This window comes from Leptospira kanakyensis, from assembly GCF_004769235.1.
Lineage (GTDB): Bacteria > Spirochaetota > Leptospiria > Leptospirales > Leptospiraceae > Leptospira_A > Leptospira_A kanakyensis.
On record NZ_RQFG01000005.1, the window covers coordinates 724,374 to 741,352 of the forward strand.

Genomic DNA, 16,979 nt, shown 5'->3' on the forward strand with positions numbered 1-16,979 from the left:
ATTAGGTAACCTTATCTTTTATAAGGTTGGGGAGATAACTTTGTAGGTAAGGAATTTTGGATTACCCATTTCACTGCAGACTGTTTTAATAAATCTGTCTCCCCGTTCCTTGCTTTTATATTGGAAATTACAGATTTCAAGTTTTTCATTTCATCAGAAGAAAGTGTATTTCCGCTATTAATCAACAAATAGAAGGATTCTGCCATCAAAGAAAAATCTTTGTCCCAATTGATTCCACCATTTCCTTCAATTTCATTTGAAATTCGACCAGATATTCGGATTACCTCTCCTTGAGTTGTACTTGCTTGGCCAGTAGATGGAACTAACAAATTCCATAATTCTTCGAATTGATTTTGCCATGACTGACTTTTCAAAATTATGGGCGATTTTCCATCAAATTCAATACGCGTCTCTATTGGTTTTATATTGAATATCTCATATAAATTTAGTAATGCTTGGCTCACTTTATGAACTGAATCTGGATCAAAATTTTTACGATGAAATTCAAATTGTTTTCCAATTTCTTCAACACAAACATTCATCATCGGAGTCATTTTTGCACCTGCTCTCAAACTTAATTGAGTGATTGTAAGAGTGTTCTCTATTTCGCTGTTGCTGCATGTACTAAGAGCTAATTCAAGAGCTGTTAATCCACGATTGTTACGTTCATGAAGATTGGCACCTTTTTGCAGTAACATTTCGTAAGCCTTCGGATTTTGTGCAAGTGCAGCGGTGTGTAAAGGCGTTTCACCAGATTGATTCTTAAAGTGGAGATCTGCACCTAATTCTAATAATATTTTGATATCACTGATTCGACTTCTCGATCTTTGGTGGAGCGCTGTATCCCCCCAAATATCGGTAGCATTTAAATCAGCACCTTGCTCAACCAACCATTGGATCACCGAATCAGGGCATTTGATAAATCCAATCGTTGTATGTTTTCGATTTCCACCACGCGCATCCAACTCACAATGATCAAAAACAGCTTTAATATCATCTATGTTGCCATTTTCAAGAAGTTCTTCAAAATTTTTAGGAAGAGTTGTTTTTTTCTTTTTGCCCACTGCTACAAAGAACCTATATTAAAAAAGTATTTCAAAGTTTTTTTGCAAACGCAACTCAATTCAATGTTTCAATTAATGTTCGTTAAGCAACAGCCATAAAGGTTTTGCCGATGGTGGGCATTACATCATCTTTTGCAAGTACCCAAACCACATCCCCACCTTTCACTTGTGTGTTACCAGAAGGAATTAAAAATTGTTCCCCCCGAGCAATGAGCAAAATATGAGATTGTTCTGGTAGTTTGATTTCAAACAAAGCTTTGTCCACGATACTAGAATTATAAGGAACAATTAACTCTTGTAAGGTCATTCCAGGAAATTCGATGTTATCAAAATCTGTAGGATGGTAAATTTTACGATCTGGATCTTTCTTTAAAATTCCTAACCACTGAGCCACTTTGGGAATGAGGGATCCTTGGATGAGAAGAGAAACAAGAACCACAAAAAATACAATATGGAAAAGCAAATCACCCCAAACCAAACCTTGGGCAATTGGAAAAGTGGCAAGGATGATCGGTGAAGCTCCACGTAATCCCACCCAAGAAATAAATAGTTTTTCCTTTATGGGTAACTTCACTCGGAGTAGAGAAAGAAAAACTGCTACCGGTCTTGCAAAAAGAATGAGTAATACCCCAATCAGTAGTCCTGGCACCCAAATATTGGCCATCCGAGAAGGATAAACAAGAAGTCCAAAACAGAGAAACATTCCAATTTGTAAGATCCAAACATAGCCATTCAAAAAACGAAAGATAGATTTTTTATGAATGAATTTGTTCCGACCAACAATGATCCCTGCAATATAAACTGCTAAAAATCCATTCCCTTGGAACACGGTAGTCACTGCATAAATAAAAGGAACGGAGGCCGTAATAAAAACTAAATAAAGACCATCATACCCTAGTTTGACGGAGTTCATTAAATAAAGAATGAGAATCCCCAAACTATACCCCATCATCGCACCAACAAGAACCTGCATGACAAAAAACCGAAAAAATTGGAACCCACTAAAACTGGCATCCGCAGAGATTAGGTTCATAAAAATGGTAGTGAGGAGAACCCCCACGGCATCGTTCGAACCAGATTCAAACTCAATGATTTTTCTAAGGTGAACAGGAAGGTCAGAAGAATCTGTTTTGAAAATATTAAAAACAGAAGCCGCATCCGTCGCACTCACAATGGATCCGAGCAAAAAAGATTCCATAAAACCTAGAACAGGGAAAAGTAAATGAATCAAAACTCCTAAAATTAGAGCGGTAAGAATGGTTCCGATGATAGACAAACGAATGCCAACAGCCAAAAAGTTTTTAAGACTATCCCACTCGCTTTCTAGACCACCTAAAAATAAAATATAGATTAAAGCAAAAATCCCTATCGACTGGGCCAAACCATAATCGCTAAAATCAATTTGTCCTGGACCATCCGCTCCAGCTAACATACCAAAGGTTAAAAAAATAAGTAAGATAGGGAATCCAAAACGGAAGAAAAGTTTACTCGAAAGAATAGAAAATAAAATGAGAGTAGAAATAACAAGGGCTTGTAAGGTAAAACTGTCGATCATGTTTATTCCTTAGACGAATAGAATGGACTATCGTCTAGAAGAAAGTATCTCTAAAGCCTTAGCTTTGAGAATGGGATGAACGACAAAATCATCTGGATTTAATGGACGAGAGTCGGTAGCTCCCGAGGTGTTCGCTTGGTTTGCTGCAGTGGGAAGTTTCCACTTGTCGCGACCGAGCCAAACAGAAAGGGCATAGACCATACGTTGGAAAATTTCGTCCACTTTGTCCTGTCTTCCTGCTTTTTTGTAGTATCCAAAGGCCAACATAGGAAGTTTCCGATCGTACATAAAATGATCACCCAAACGGATGAGACCATCTTTGTAGTCAGTTTTGAGAAAGAGTTCACGTGCCTTACGAATATCGCCGGCGTTGAAGGCAGTATTTGCTTCACGAATCAGTGCTGCTCTTTCCTTGGAGTCCATACCAAAAGTATCGAACCAAATTCCGAAATTGACAACTGAAAATTGTCTAAAAGAATGCAATAACCAGGAGAGAAATTTATGTTGGAAGTAGGGAAAAAAGCCCCCAATTTTACAAGTGTCAACCAAAATGGCGAAAAAGTAAAACTCGCAGACCTAACAGGAAAAAATGGAATCGTTGTCTATTTTTATCCTAGAGATATGACACCGGGATGTACAACAGAAGCTTGTGACTTCCGAGACAATTTCGCACGACTGAAAAAATTCGGATACAATGTAGTGGGAATCTCCAAAGACAATCCCAAATCCCATACCAAATTCATCGAAAAACAAGAACTCAATTTTGATCTGATCTCTGACGAATCGGGAGAAATTTGTGAGGCCTACGGTGTTTGGAGAGAAAAGGTTTTTATGGGAAGAAGAGGAATGGGAATCGTAAGATCCAGCTTCCTTCTCGACAGTTCTCTCAAAATCAAAAAAATCTATGACAGCGTGAAGGTAAAAGGACACGTTGAAGAAATCATCAAAGACATTCAGGAAATCCAAGGGAAATGAAAATAGAAACTTCTCCGCTCCAAATCCAAATCGGTTCGCCTAAATCCGGCACTTATTATAAACTCATCCCCATCTTCCAAGAGGATGTCAAAGAAGAACTTGGGAAAAAATTCCCAGTCCAAATCGAAACCAAAGTTTTTTCTGGTGAACTCGGAAAAGAATTTCGAGATGAGGTAGAACAAACCATCTATCTTGGATTAGGTGAGAAAGAAAAACTCAACTTTAGAAAGTTCATTACTCATTTTTTTAAGTATGGAGAAAAAATTCTAAGTTATGACGGAATGGGTCTTGAGATCATCATCTCCAAATCCCTTTCCAAAAAGTTTTCTGCTGATCGTCTCGCTTACCAAATTGCAAATACTCTTTTTATAGGAAGTTATCCTGTTTCTGTTCTACAAACCAAGAAAAAAGACAAAAAGAAAGTGGGAGCGGTTTATTTAAAATTCGAAGATAAATCAGTAACTACTCTCGCAGAATCCGGACTTTCCAAAAGTAAAATTGTCGCAAAACACGTGAATGGTGCTCGTCACATTGCGCACCTTCCTGCAAACTATTTCACTCCTGATGATTTTGTTTCTCGTTCCAAAGAAATAGCAAAGGAATACAAACTCTCCGTCAAAGTGTGGGACGAACCTCAGTTAAAAAAAGAAGGTCTCGGTGGGATCTTAGCTGTGGCTCGCGGGTCAGAACTCAATGGCAAGATGGTGATTTTGGAATACAAACCGGCCAAAGCCAAAAAGAAATTTGCGATTGTTGGAAAGGGATTAACCTTCGATACCGGCGGAATTTCACTCAAACCTCCTGGTGAGATGCATGAAATGAAATACGATATGTGTGGGGCCGCAGCCACCATACACGCGATTGGTGCCATTGCCGCTCTCGAACTTCCGATCCATATTGTCGCGGCCATTGGTGTGGCTGAAAATATGCCAGATGGTAAGGCAATCAAACCAGGTGATGTCTATACCGCATACAATGGAACCACTGTGGAAGTACAAAACACGGATGCAGAAGGAAGACTTGTACTTGGCGATGTATTGTCCTATGTTTCCAAAAACTATAAACCAGATTATATGGTGGATTTAGCAACACTCACGGGAGCTGTGATCATTGCTCTTGGTCATGAAGCTGCTGCTATCCTAACTAATTCAGATCCACTCCGAGAAGCTCTCTTCACTGCTTCGGATGCTTCCGATGACCGCGTATGGGAACTTCCTCTTTGGGAAGAATATGGTGAAGATTTAAAATCAGACATTGCGGATCTGAAGAACATCACTGGTGGAGGGAAAGGGGCAGGAACCATTTCTGCTGGAATTTTTCTTTCTAAGTTTGTGGATGAATCCATAAACTGGGCGCATATTGATATTGCTGGTGCAGCTTGGAGAAAGAAAAAATCGGGAACCCAATTCAGTGGACCGACCGGCTACGGAGTACGTTTGTTAGTGGACCTTGCGAACGAACTATCAAAGAAATAAAAAATCAAATAAATAGAGAACCTTGTTCCGGCTTGGTTTTCTATTTATCCTTCTCAATCATCAGACATCGCAAGCACTCATTCAGATTCATTTATCTATAGTTTACCCTAAAAAATTAGATTATTTTAATTATCTAATGCTAAGAAAGACAAACAGAATTAAATATAAAATTTATCTTCATTATTTTCGAAAGAATTACATTGATTCTAAATATTAGCGCTCTACAAAACATTTAATTATTTTCTTCTTATATTAGGCTTTTAACTTATAGTTTTCTTTTCCTTATCAATTCATCAAAATGATTGCTACTTTTTCTGAATTAAAAAATATGTCATTTTCAGTTATATATAAATGAAACGTCTAAGGAACCACTAACTAGAATAACGAACAACCTAGCTAAAACCAAAAAATCAAACGTAATCATTTCTTTCTATATATTCGACAAAGACTAAATATTTAAAAATTTTTGGAAACAAAGAACAGATAATTTTTTCAACTATTTTACCGGCAAAATAAATATGTAGATAAAAGATATACGAAAGAGGTATTCGGACTAGTCCCAGGTCTAAAGTTATAAAAAAGTTAAATTTATGATAACAAAAGTATATTTTAATTTACTAAAGTTGAATTTGTATTCCAATTTTGATACGAAACTATCCATATATATCCCTTAAATTTCCACTATGTGCAAATTTCACATCACAATAATTTAATAAATCAAAAATTTACTTATGAGGAATGCTAATGAATAGTAGTGAATTGGATTCACTGACTGATGATAACGACGACTTTGACTATGAAGAAGACACAATCGAAAATAGATTTTTAATTTTCTCTTTAGCAGACAGAAGTTATGGAATCGAAATTAAAAACATCACGGAAATTGTTGGTATGCAAACCATTACCGAAATTCCGGATATGCCATCTTTTATCAAAGGTGTGATCAACTTACGTGGTAAAGTCATTGCTCTCATTGATGTCCGAGATCGGTTTCGAATGGCAAACATAAGTTATGATGAAAAAACCTGTATCATCATCCTTAACATTCAAAATCAACTAATTGGCTTGATTGTAGATACCGTCAAAGAAGTAATCCGGATCAATACTCAGAATATTGAAGAAGCTCCAAAATTTGGAGAGTCTGAAAATAACAGATTCGTTCAATCCATCGCAAAAATCAATGAAGATGTAAAAGTCTTACTTAACATAGAAAATCTTCTTAAAGACGAAGATAAACATACCTTAGAACAAGCTTTAGCTATTAAAAATTAACAAAGGAAACATTATGAAATACCTCAATAACATGAAAGTAAAATCGAAACTAATCTTAGGTTTTAGTGGGCTAGTTCTGATTATTTTAATCAATACTATCGTTGGAATCGGCTCATTAAATAATTTAAACGATAGATTAAACGAGATCGTAAGTCTGCACTCACAGAAAGTTCAATTTTCAGAAAGATTAAGAATGTACTTTTTACAATTAGTACGTGAAGAAAAAAACTTAATTCTTTCCGTAACGATCGAAGAACAAAACAAAAGGTTGGATCTACGGGCAAAAGCATATGATGAATTTATAAAATTAAAAGCATCCTTTTTTGATCTATTGGATAATGAAGAAAGAGAAAAAGCTAAATCTCTAGACGAAACCTTCAATACATATTCAAAAGAATTCGAAGTGACTAAATCATTCGCCCTAAAATTTAAAACTAGAGAAGCCCAGTTGCATTCTAGCACGAAAGGTAGGGCAGCCATCACCGCTATGGATCTAGTAACAAAAGAATTTACCGATATTGCAGTGTCTAAAATGAATGATTCAAAACTCATCGCAAACAAAACTTATTCGTCTATGTTTGTTTTACTGGGAACATTACTTTTAGTTTCTTTTGTCCTCGCAAGTATTCTTTCATTTTGGATCATTTCCAGCATCACAAAATCGCTAAATGCAGCAATGGAAATTGTTGGAATGGTCACATTGGCTTCCGAACAAGTATCCTCAACGGCATTTTCATTAAGTCAAGGTGCGAGTGAACAAGCCGCTTCAGTGGAAGAAACTACAGCTTCCATTGAAGAAATGTCAGCCTCTGTAAGTCAAAATGCTGATTCAGCAATTGAAACTAATAATATTGCCGATAAGTCTGCGAGCGAAGCTACAGTCGGACGAGAGTCTGTTTTAAAAACTTTAGAGGCAATGAAAAATATTTCATCCAGGATCAAAATTATCGAAGAAATAGCTTATCAAACAAACTTACTTGCGTTAAATGCCGCAATCGAAGCAGCTAGAGCAGGAAAACATGGAAAAGGTTTTGCAGTGGTTGCTGATGAAGTGAGAAAACTTGCAGAAAGAAGCCAAGTGGCGGCACAGGAAATTAATCAACTTTCAAAGAATAGTGTTTCCCTTGCAGAAGAAGCAGGGAAAGTCATTGAAGCAATTGTACCAAGTATCAATCGAACTGCAGAACTCGTTTCAGGAATTGCAGTTTCTTCAAGAGAACAATCCGCAGGAATCACCCAAATCTCTACGGCAATGACACAAATGGATCAAACTACACAAGTTTCTGCATCCGCCTCAGAAGAACTTGCAGCCACTTCCGATGAATTAAAAGAACAAGCCAAACATCTAATGGAGATTATGGAATCTTTAGTGAAACTAAAAATCAATTTAAATCAGAAAACAAAAAAGGACAATATCAGTGATATAAAGAACATAGGTTCTGAATTTGGGAAAAAAGCTAATACAGATTTTTCGTTACCCAATTCAGGAAAAATAAATCCAATTACTTCTTTCAAACAAGACCACAACCATTCTGAAAAATTCTAATTTTAACATGGATAGAAAAGAATTATCAACTGGATCTATCCAAGAAGGTCTACAAAATCATGAGGATTGTAAAAATACAATCCTTTCTGTAGAAGATATTAAAGATCCAGATTTAACCGTAGCCCAGTTACTTGAAGAAAAGAAAGTTGTTAGCGAAAAACTAAGTACCTTATTAGAACTAGTTGGAGAGTTAGTCATCGCCGAATCAAATATTACACAACATCCAACAATTAAATCGATAAAAAACGAAAGCTTAAATTCTACTTTGTCACGGTTTCACAAGATATTAATAGATTTACAAGACGTTGCATTTTCCACTCGAATGATTCCTATATCAGGGGTATTTAAAAAAATCTCAGGCATTGTTCATGAATTACAAAACCAATCCGATATAAAAGTATTACTACATACCAGCGGTGAAGATACGGAAATTGATAAATCCAGAGTTGATTTAATCTTCGAACCAATTGTGTATATTCTAAAAAACTCTATTGAATATGGATTAGAGTCCTCTGACAAAAGATTATCTAATGGAAAATCCGAAATTAAGAACATTTACTTAAGCGCGCGCCAATCGATAAATGAAGTTTTAGTCACGGTTCGTGATGATGGACATGGACTAGATCGAAGAAAGATTTTGGAAAAAGCAAAACAAAATGGAATCATAATAGATGATTCTATTCGATTAACAAACCAAGGGACAACCTTTGTTTTAAGAATACCGATATCTCTTGGAACAATGGAAGGCACTGTAGTTCGCATTGGTATTAAATATTTCACAATACAAACGGTTGAATTAAGAGAATTTGTAAGTCTTCGCGACAAAAAAGAAATCGAATTAGACAAAGATCAGAATGTTCTTGATATCCGAGGAACTTTTGTTCCAATTTTTAATATCAATCAAATATTAAATCACAAAGAATCTATCGAATATGATAACAAAGATCCATTAATCATTGTTCTAGAGTATGAAAAGAAACTATTAGGCATTCGTGTTGATGAAATCATTGGAAGTCAAAATGTTGTGATCAAACCTTTGATAGGCATCATGGAACAAGCACAAGGTGTCAATGGATTTACAATTTTAGGAAATGGAAATGTAAGTTTAATCCTAGATGCGAAATCCATTTTCAGCAAACAAGAAATAAGCGGAGTGAAATAACAAATAAAAACGGCGGGCATTTTATCCCGCCGATCAATTGAAAAAAGTTTGATACTTAATTCGATTTTAACTTTTAATAAAACTCTTCTGCATTGTTGAAATAATTAGGTCCATCACTTCCTCCAACAACAATGATACGATTTGTATCGGGAGCTATCGCAGAATGACCATAACGGGACAAATTCATTGAATATTCCGGGATCCACTGTTCCAAACTTGGGTCGTATTTTTCTACTTGGTTCGTAACTCCATTATTATAACCTCCAATAGCATAAATTCTACCTCTCAGTTTGACTACATCAAACAATCCACGAGCATAATTCATACGTTGGTGCATGGCCCAACTATCAGAAACTGGGTTATAAGACTCAACTTGAGCAGTATAACCTGTTGAAGGCATTCTCCCTCCAATTACATAGAGTTTTTCATCATGGAAAATACAAGCTGAATCAGCTCTAGCCGTTGTCATTGCACGTTTGTATACCCATTTATTAGTAACTGGGTCAAACTCTTCTACAGTATTTAGAATCGTATTTCCGTTATTGCCACCAACAGCATACATCTTTCCATTATTAACACAAAGAGAATGGTGTTGTCTTGGAGTGTCTATTGGTGTGCCGGTTGAAATATTACCAGTTGCTGGATCAAAGATTTCCACTTCCGATAAAGTAGATGAACCTCGATTTCCACCAACCAAGTAAATCTTATTACCAAGAACTGCAGCTTTGAATCCATGTTTACCATTTGGCAACTCGCCTACTTTTGACCATGAATTGGTGGTTAAATCTAAAGCCTCAATCCAAGTAAGGGAAGAACTACCATTATGACCGCCAAATACATAAAATTTATTTTCATAAATTGCAGATGCAAAATAATATCTTGCTTGGTTCATCAATACCTTTAGATGAGTCGTTGTGTCATTGGCAGGATCATAATATACAACCACATTATTGTATCCACCTAACCCATAAAAACGTCCGTTTGCATAGCCACCTACCCCCCGGTTTAGATCTCCGTAAATAGGTAAAGAAGCTTTTACTGCCCAAGAGTTTGTATCTGGAGTATACTCTTCGATGACTCTTGCATTTTGGCCCTCGTGACCCCCCATAACATAGATTTTTCCATTTAGAACCATCGAGGTAGCGAATATTCGAGGAGTTGGTATGTTTGTTTTTTGAGTGAACGTTAGATTTGTAGGGTCAAATTCATAGACAGAACTGAAACTCCATGTTGAAGTTGTACCAGCAAAAAAGTAGAATTTCTGATTATACTCTTGGACTGTGTAGTAGTTGTAAATTGGAGAATTTGAAAGTAATTGATTCCATTGGTTAGAAGATGGATCATATACATCGACTTTACCTCTATAGAAAGAATATACCTTCCCATCATAAGCAATACTTGAATTAAAATTAGTCACATCGAGCATAGGAGCTCCTGTTGTCCAAGTATCAGTCAAAGTGTCATAAATGTATAACGAATTTCTTGCATGAGCTGTATATCCATAGACAGGTGGTGGGTCATACCATTGGAAACAATGCCATAACAATTGATTCACACAGTAAGGGGCTTGATCATATTGTAACTGGTATACGTACTCATATCCACCTAAGACGTAAATTTTGTTTCCAACCACTGCGGAACTGGATCCGTATCGTGGTCCGGGCATATTTTTAAGTTTTGTCCACTGTGCAGTTACTGTATTATAAGAGTATGCATTTCCATCTGTTAAGTTACCATAAACATCATTTCCAAATAGATAAATCTTATCCCCTATAGTTTGTGTTGTTGGATATCTAAAACTTCTTGGTAAATTACTAAGCGTAGCCCAAATATTTTTTAATGGCTCAGGGGCTGGAGTCAACGGCGCAGTGGAACTGTTATTAGATCCGGTGTTATTCGGTGGTGGTGTGTCGGGATTTCCCGTTCCATTTTCATAACGAATTTCCGGTGGTTTCGCAACCCCAATTAGTGCTAACAATTGTGTGGTTTGTAATTCTTTTTCGAGGCCATCATTCCCTAAAAGGCCATTGACTTGATTACATTGGGTAAATGAGAGAAATCCCCAAAGTAAAATTATTGCAAGTTTGAGTGAATTTTTGAATATTTTTCTTATGTTTTCCATTCGCTTTTTCCTGTACATTCAGCATACGGTTAGGTGCACAGAAATGACTAGAAAATGCAATAGTTTATCAATAGGTTGGAAAAGTTCTAGAACGTTAAAAACGGTTTAGAAGGGTTTTTAGAACGTAAATTACGTTTTCCTGGAAAAAAAAAATTATTTTTTAAAAAATTTTATGTACGCGGGAGTGTTTTTTTCCCGCGAAGGATTCAAATGAGATAATATTCGTTATTTCGAATGTTTACTTAAAACGATTTTATGAACACTGTACATAAGGATAACAGTGAGTACGATGGCCGTTGCTACCACATACCCTAAAATATCATACCGTTCCATATAACCACTGGAAGTCTGAATCACAATGAGTCCAGCAACGGAGGCTGCAATTCCACCGGAAATTTGTTGGATGGAAGAACTGATCGACATAAAGGCACCTCGATCATGTAAATCAGGAACGGCAGAAGTCATGGCATTGGCAGAAATCATTCGTGCGGCAACAAATACAAAAAGAAGGGAATTCACCAAAACCACAATTGGCAAAGGAGTGATTTCCATTTTTGTATAATAAATAATGATACAAGCAGCGATGGCCGATGCAATCACGAACATTCTGTACTTTCCAATGGCATCACTGAGCCTTCCCATAATTGGTCCACCTAACATGGAAACCACCCCCGTGACCATATATACCAAAGGAAGATCTTCTAATTTTACCCCAAGATTGTGGACAGAAAATGCAGAACCAAAAGGCATTAACATAAATCCACCTGTAGCGAGCAAAGTTGTCGCAACAAAGGCTGGTAAATATTTAGGTTGAGTCAGTGTTTTTACTAAGTGGTGGAAGGCATGTGTATCCGTTTTGTGGTCAAGGTGGGTAGTGACTGGTTTTAAGTAGAAAAAAATGATAAACCCAACAAGTCCACTGATACCAGCAATCATAAGGAAGGGAGATTGCCATCCCCATAAATTTGATATATAAATTCCGATGGGAAGACCAAACACTTGGCTTGCGGCAAAGGCTGTCATAATAAATCCCATCACCCTTCCTCTCACTTGCAATGGAAACAAATCGGCAACGATGGCAAAGGATATGGAAGAAAGAACACCAGCAAATAATCCAGTCAAAATTCTAGCTCCGAGTAAAAAGATATAACTCGTTGCGATTCCGCATAGAAAAGTTGCGACCACAAATCCAATGTAAAAAAATAATAACATGTTTTTACGATCAAAACGATCGGCAAAACCTGCAGCTAAGATTCCAGAGATACCTGCACTAAATGCATAAGCAGAAACCACAAATCCAAATTGTTGCGTTGAAATTTGTAGTTCTTGCATCACCAAAACTCCCAGAGGAGAAAGGATCATAAAATCAAGGACTACTGTGAATTGCAAAAAGGCAAGGATGCCAACTACGAAAACATGATATCTAGAAAACTTAAAATCCATGGTATGTAAATAAATAGGTTTTCTTAGTTTTTTAACAATTCTAAAAATATCAGTTAGGTCATTTAAATATGAACTTCTTGGTCTATCATTTCCTTTAGTTTGAGGACTTGCGGATGTTCTGGTGCCAGGGCGATCAACCTGTCAAAAATCTTTTTAGCCCTATCTGACTTTTTAGAAAGCCGATAACATTCTACCAAATTGATCAGGTTTCTAATATGTTTTGGATCCCGGGCTCGAAAACTCTCCGCAAGATCAATTGCCTTTTTTATGTTTTTAGATTTACGATAAGCAAAACTTAATTGAAGCAAGATTTCATTGTCAGTGACAAAATACGGAAAAACAGATTCCAAAGTTTCTACAGCAACATCATACCTTTTCAGCAACAAAGAAATTCTAGATTTTTCTCTAATTAAATTAATGCGGACATCATCATTCAAGGTTCCATTGGAAAGTAAAGATTCAATCATTTGAAATGCTTCTTCAGCATTGCCTTTTTCGAGTAAATCCTTAACTTTACCATATACATAACTATCTGAGGATTGATCAAAAAGTGAGTCTCGCGAAACTCGTTTAGAAGAACTTAACCATTCTAATCGAAGTAAGGTGAGGTCATCAGACAATGACCCTATCTCGAGTAAGTTTTCGACGATCGAATTCAAATCACCATTCGACTTTTCAACTACTTGGAGAAACTTTGTTTCATCTTCATTCATTTGTCGAATGCCATCTTCGGAATCTAACAAAACTAAATCATCTCGCCCATCAGATCCAATAAAAATGACATCGCTTTTCTCTAGTGGGAAAACTCTTATTCGGACGTCTCCATCCATTCCTTTAGTTCCAATTTTTCTAAGTTCCAATTCTTCTTCAATGAACGAAGCCACACCGTCTCGATACAATACAGTCCAAGGATGTTCTGCATTCAGATAATACAAAACGCCAGTATCTTCTTCGATAAGACCAAGCACAACCGAGACCAACATGGATCCGTCAAAGGATTCAAATATAGTTTGGAGTTCATAAAAACATTCTTTGATCCAACGTTCCGGTGATTTATTTTGGCTCTCTAAAATGATTTGAGTACGTTTGATAAATGATAAAAAAACGACTCCGAGTACAAGTGCTCCTCCGGCACCTTGAATGGATTTACCCATTGCATCCCCATTGATAAAAACTAAATAAGTTTTTCCATTCAAAGTAATGGAATCACTGATAATGATATCTCCACCGATTTCTCTTTTTTTACCTTTAAATTCGAATTCTTTTTTTTGTTTCACATAGGAATGGATTAATACGTTGGAAGATTCTGCTTTCCCTTTACTCAGCGGATCCAAAAGCAAAGAAGTCAGAAAATAATCCCCATCTTGTTGCACTTTTAGTTCTTGTACTTTTGTTAATGTATTTTGTAATTCGTTTGTCCTTTCTTCTACTTTTTTCTCTAAACTTAAATTGAGTTCCTCAACTTGTCTATGGACACGTAAAAAACGATTTGCAAGTACGACAGCAATTCCTAAAACAAAGGTCAAAAAACCGAATCTTAATAAATTCAAATTCTGAAATGGCAATAACCCGGTAGCACCTAACACATCCCAAGTCCCTGTACCCAAAAGAAAAATCAAACCAAGCAAAAGGCGCTTCGCATCTTTATTATTTTTCCTTACCGCAGAAATAGTTAGATATAACAACATCACTGCAAATAGAAGAACAGAAAACTGCCAGATCCGAAGAATGGTAACAGAAACAGAACGCGAAACAAAGATCTGAATGACACTCAAAAATAAACTAAAATAAAAATACACCTTTGATATTATACTAATCCGTGAACGAAAAAACAAATCAGCAAAAATCAAAAGCCATACAGGAGTTAAAAATACGACAAAATATTCAATTCTAGACTGAGTGAATGGATCCAACCCAAAACGATAGATTCCTTGGGATCGAAAAATCATATAGACAGCTAAAAAAATAGAAAACAAAGCATAATACAGGTTATATGATTCTTGTCTTCGTTTCCAATAGAATAATCCGTGATAAATTCCTACAAAAAAATACAAAAACAATAACATATAAGTTTCGTATTCATCGACTATATTCAAATGTTCGGATGCTAAATCTATATTTGCAGGAAAATCATTAAATAGTTTGTATACGTTTAGTTCTTCGCCATCTTCGGCTGCTACCAAAATTCGGATTTGGTTTTGTCCAACTTTGAGTAAGTTTCGATTGAGCCGAATGATGATATGTCTTTTATAACCACTGATTACGATAACATCGTTTTTGATGACACCACCAGAGGAAATCAAAGTATCATTCAGATAAATTTCAAAACAATTGGATATATAAGGGATGTGCAAACTAAACGCGTCGTCCTCTGCTTTTTTAAAATCCGTTGGTGACAACAAAATGGATTTGAGCATTGTGATCTTACGAAGTTGATTTGGTTTCCAATCAAAACTGGAAATAATTGTGGATAACGGGAGTGTGTCTAAGGATTTCCATTTAGAAAAATCTTTTGGTTCCTTTAATTCAAATCCTTTTGTCACCAACCAGTTCTTTGTTAAATCAATTGGCAAAGAAAAAATCGAGTTCGTAATCAAAAGAAATAAAAATATAGTAAATAAATTTCGCTTCATATCAAACTCACTTGGAACTCAATTTTTGTATTAAAAGTATCTTCAAATAAATCTTTTTTTTCGGATACTGACCATAATTCTAAATTCGGATCCTCTCCTTTTTTATGATACAACCGACAGACCACTTTCCCTTTTTCTACTACTGCATCCAATCTTTGGATGATGGATTTTTCGGATCGGTCTAGCCCATCTCCAATACGAAGGAAGGAAGACAACTTTTTCACAAGGAGTTGGTCATCTGCCCGTAAGGCTTTGAATTCTTCGTGTTTCCCTTTGGGACCACCCTTTCTATGATAACGAGCAAGGAGGGCTATGATTTCAATCTCTGCATTGGAAAATCCTACCATGGCTTCGGAGTTTCTGATGATATAATAACTATGTTTGTGGTAGTTATGGTGGGAAATACAAAGACCGACTTGGTGCAAATAACAAGCCGTTTCCAAATAATCTCGTTCTAAATTACCAAGACCATGTAATTCTTTTAAATCATCAAACATCTGCAAGGTGATTTTTACCACTGCTTCTGCATGTTGTTTTCCTTTAGGGTAAAGGTTGGCAACGGTTTTGATTGCCTTTTCCCGAATATTGTCCAGGGGTGGTAAGGAGGAATCTTTATGACGAAACCAGGATTCAATTGTATCATAAACAATCCCTTCCCTAAGAGCAAAATCACTCACGGTAAAAGAAGGGGCTTTGATCCTTTGTAAAACTTCATCCAAAACCAAAACACCTCCAACGATGATGTCTCCTCTTTTGGCATCAAGGCCTGGAATTTTGAGCCGTTTTTTTAAACTGTCGGCATCTAATACTTGTTTGCGGGCTTCCTTAAAAAGATCAATTGGGATTTCTGTTCCGTTCAATCTGTCCCTTTTTTCCATCTTTTTTTCCAAAACAATGGATGTCACAGAGGAGATGGTTCCCGAACTTCCTACCACCATAAAGGGTTTCCAAGTTTCAATCTGAGGTAAAAAGGCTGATAAAACCGACTCAATATGGATCCGACATTTTTGGATGTCGGTTGGACTTATGGGATCTTTCTTTAAATACTTTTCCGTCAACCGAATGGCACCGAGTTTCAAACTGGTAGAAAAAAGGATCTCCCCCTTTTCTCCCACAAGGAGCTCCGTACTCCCTCCTCCAATGTCAATGAGTAGGATTCGTTTGTCAAAAACCGGTAGACCTTGCAAAATTCCGAGGTAAATCAGCCTTGCTTCTTCATTTCCGGAAACCACTTGGATTTGGATTCCCGTTTCCTTCTCGGCTCGGTCAAGAAATACTTGGCGGTTCTCTGCTTCGCGTAATGCACTTGTCGCAACGGCTCGAATTTCCGCCTTGTAGGAATCGGCAAGGGTGCGAAATCGTTTGAGGCAAGCAAGTCCCCTCTCCATCGCATCGTCCTGAATGACCGCATAATCACTGCTACCACTCCCCAGTCGCACAGATTCCTTTTCCTTTGTTAGATATTCGAGTGTTCCGTCAGGTCTTAGTTTTACGACAACGATGTGGAAAGAATTTGTGCCCAAATCAATGGCAGCGAGTATCTTTTCCGTGCGAAATGCGGAATTGGGTTTTCTTAAAATTTGTGAGAAAGGAAGCATTTTGTATCTAACTAGCCTAACGAAAATTTTTACGGTTGAAAGCAAAAACCAGCCGAAAATTATGGGGAACGGGTAGAATTCTATTGTTTTGGTGTAAACCCACCGTAAATTCCCCCTTTCGTACTTCTTTCACC

The 16,979-nt window shown here is 36.7% G+C and carries 12 protein-coding genes; 5 read left to right on the forward strand and 7 right to left on the reverse strand.

Going from position 1 to position 16,979, the window contains the following annotated elements; all coding sequences use genetic code 11:
• Positions 1 to 11: 11 nt before the first annotated feature.
• The 3 genes from EHQ16_RS04055 to EHQ16_RS04065 all read right to left on the reverse strand — a co-directional run bounded on the left by EHQ16_RS04055 (position 12) and on the right by EHQ16_RS04065 (position 3,042).
• The gene (locus EHQ16_RS04055; RefSeq protein ID WP_135635415.1) at positions 12 to 1,064 is read right to left on the reverse strand and encodes an ankyrin repeat domain-containing protein; all 1,053 of its coding nucleotides are present in this window, start codon (positions 1,062 to 1,064) and stop codon (positions 12 to 14) included.
• A gap of 82 nt (positions 1,065 to 1,146) precedes the next feature.
• The gene (locus EHQ16_RS04060; RefSeq protein WP_135635413.1) at positions 1,147 to 2,619 is read right to left on the reverse strand and encodes a potassium/proton antiporter; all 1,473 of its coding nucleotides are present in this window, start codon (positions 2,617 to 2,619) and stop codon (positions 1,147 to 1,149) included.
• 27 nt (positions 2,620 to 2,646) lie between these two features.
• Positions 2,647 to 3,042 (reverse strand): hypothetical protein, encoded by a 396-nt coding sequence (locus tag EHQ16_RS04065; protein WP_135635411.1) that lies wholly within the window; start codon positions 3,040 to 3,042, stop codon positions 2,647 to 2,649.
• A gap of 78 nt (positions 3,043 to 3,120) precedes the next feature.
• Here EHQ16_RS04065 and bcp point away from each other — a divergent pair, with 78 nt between their 5' ends.
• The 5 genes from bcp to EHQ16_RS04090 all read left to right on the forward strand — a co-directional run bounded on the left by bcp (position 3,121) and on the right by EHQ16_RS04090 (position 9,049).
• On the forward strand, positions 3,121 to 3,594 hold the full coding sequence (gene bcp, locus EHQ16_RS04070; RefSeq protein ID WP_135635409.1) for a thioredoxin-dependent thiol peroxidase: 474 nt from the start codon (positions 3,121 to 3,123) through the stop codon (positions 3,592 to 3,594).
• The gene (locus EHQ16_RS04075; protein ID WP_135635407.1) at positions 3,591 to 5,069 is read left to right on the forward strand and encodes a leucyl aminopeptidase; all 1,479 of its coding nucleotides are present in this window, start codon (positions 3,591 to 3,593) and stop codon (positions 5,067 to 5,069) included. Before bcp ends, EHQ16_RS04075 begins: the two co-directional genes overlap by 4 nt.
• Positions 5,070 to 5,813: 744 nt before the next feature.
• Positions 5,814 to 6,341: a chemotaxis protein CheW gene (locus EHQ16_RS04080; RefSeq protein WP_135635405.1), complete on the forward strand. Its 528-nt coding sequence runs from the start codon at positions 5,814 to 5,816 to the stop codon at positions 6,339 to 6,341.
• A 13-nt stretch (positions 6,342 to 6,354) separates the two neighbouring features.
• Positions 6,355 to 7,887 (forward strand): methyl-accepting chemotaxis protein, encoded by a 1,533-nt coding sequence (locus EHQ16_RS19660; RefSeq protein WP_135635403.1) that lies wholly within the window; start codon positions 6,355 to 6,357, stop codon positions 7,885 to 7,887.
• Positions 7,888 to 7,894: 7 nt separating this feature from the next.
• Positions 7,895 to 9,049, forward strand: a complete 1,155-nt coding sequence (locus tag EHQ16_RS04090; protein ID WP_135635402.1) for a chemotaxis protein CheW — start codon at positions 7,895 to 7,897, stop codon at positions 9,047 to 9,049.
• A gap of 73 nt (positions 9,050 to 9,122) precedes the next feature.
• Here EHQ16_RS04090 and EHQ16_RS04095 read toward each other — a convergent pair whose 3' ends face one another.
• The 4 genes from EHQ16_RS04095 to EHQ16_RS04110 form a co-directional block, all read right to left on the reverse strand.
• Complete coding sequence (locus EHQ16_RS04095; RefSeq protein ID WP_167482630.1) at positions 9,123 to 11,171, reverse strand: Kelch repeat-containing protein; 2,049 nt, start codon at positions 11,169 to 11,171, stop codon at positions 9,123 to 9,125.
• 225 nt (positions 11,172 to 11,396) lie between these two features.
• Complete coding sequence (locus EHQ16_RS04100) at positions 11,397 to 12,614, reverse strand: MFS transporter (protein WP_135635398.1); 1,218 nt, start codon at positions 12,612 to 12,614, stop codon at positions 11,397 to 11,399.
• Positions 12,615 to 12,676: 62 nt separating this feature from the next.
• The gene (locus EHQ16_RS04105; protein WP_135635396.1) at positions 12,677 to 15,247 is read right to left on the reverse strand and encodes a SpoIIE family protein phosphatase; all 2,571 of its coding nucleotides are present in this window, start codon (positions 15,245 to 15,247) and stop codon (positions 12,677 to 12,679) included.
• On the reverse strand, positions 15,244 to 16,845 hold the full coding sequence (locus EHQ16_RS04110) for a Ppx/GppA phosphatase family protein (protein ID WP_135635393.1): 1,602 nt from the start codon (positions 16,843 to 16,845) through the stop codon (positions 15,244 to 15,246). The genes EHQ16_RS04105 and EHQ16_RS04110 overlap by 4 nt, the downstream gene beginning before the upstream one ends.
• Between the last annotated feature and the right edge of the window lie 134 nt (positions 16,846 to 16,979).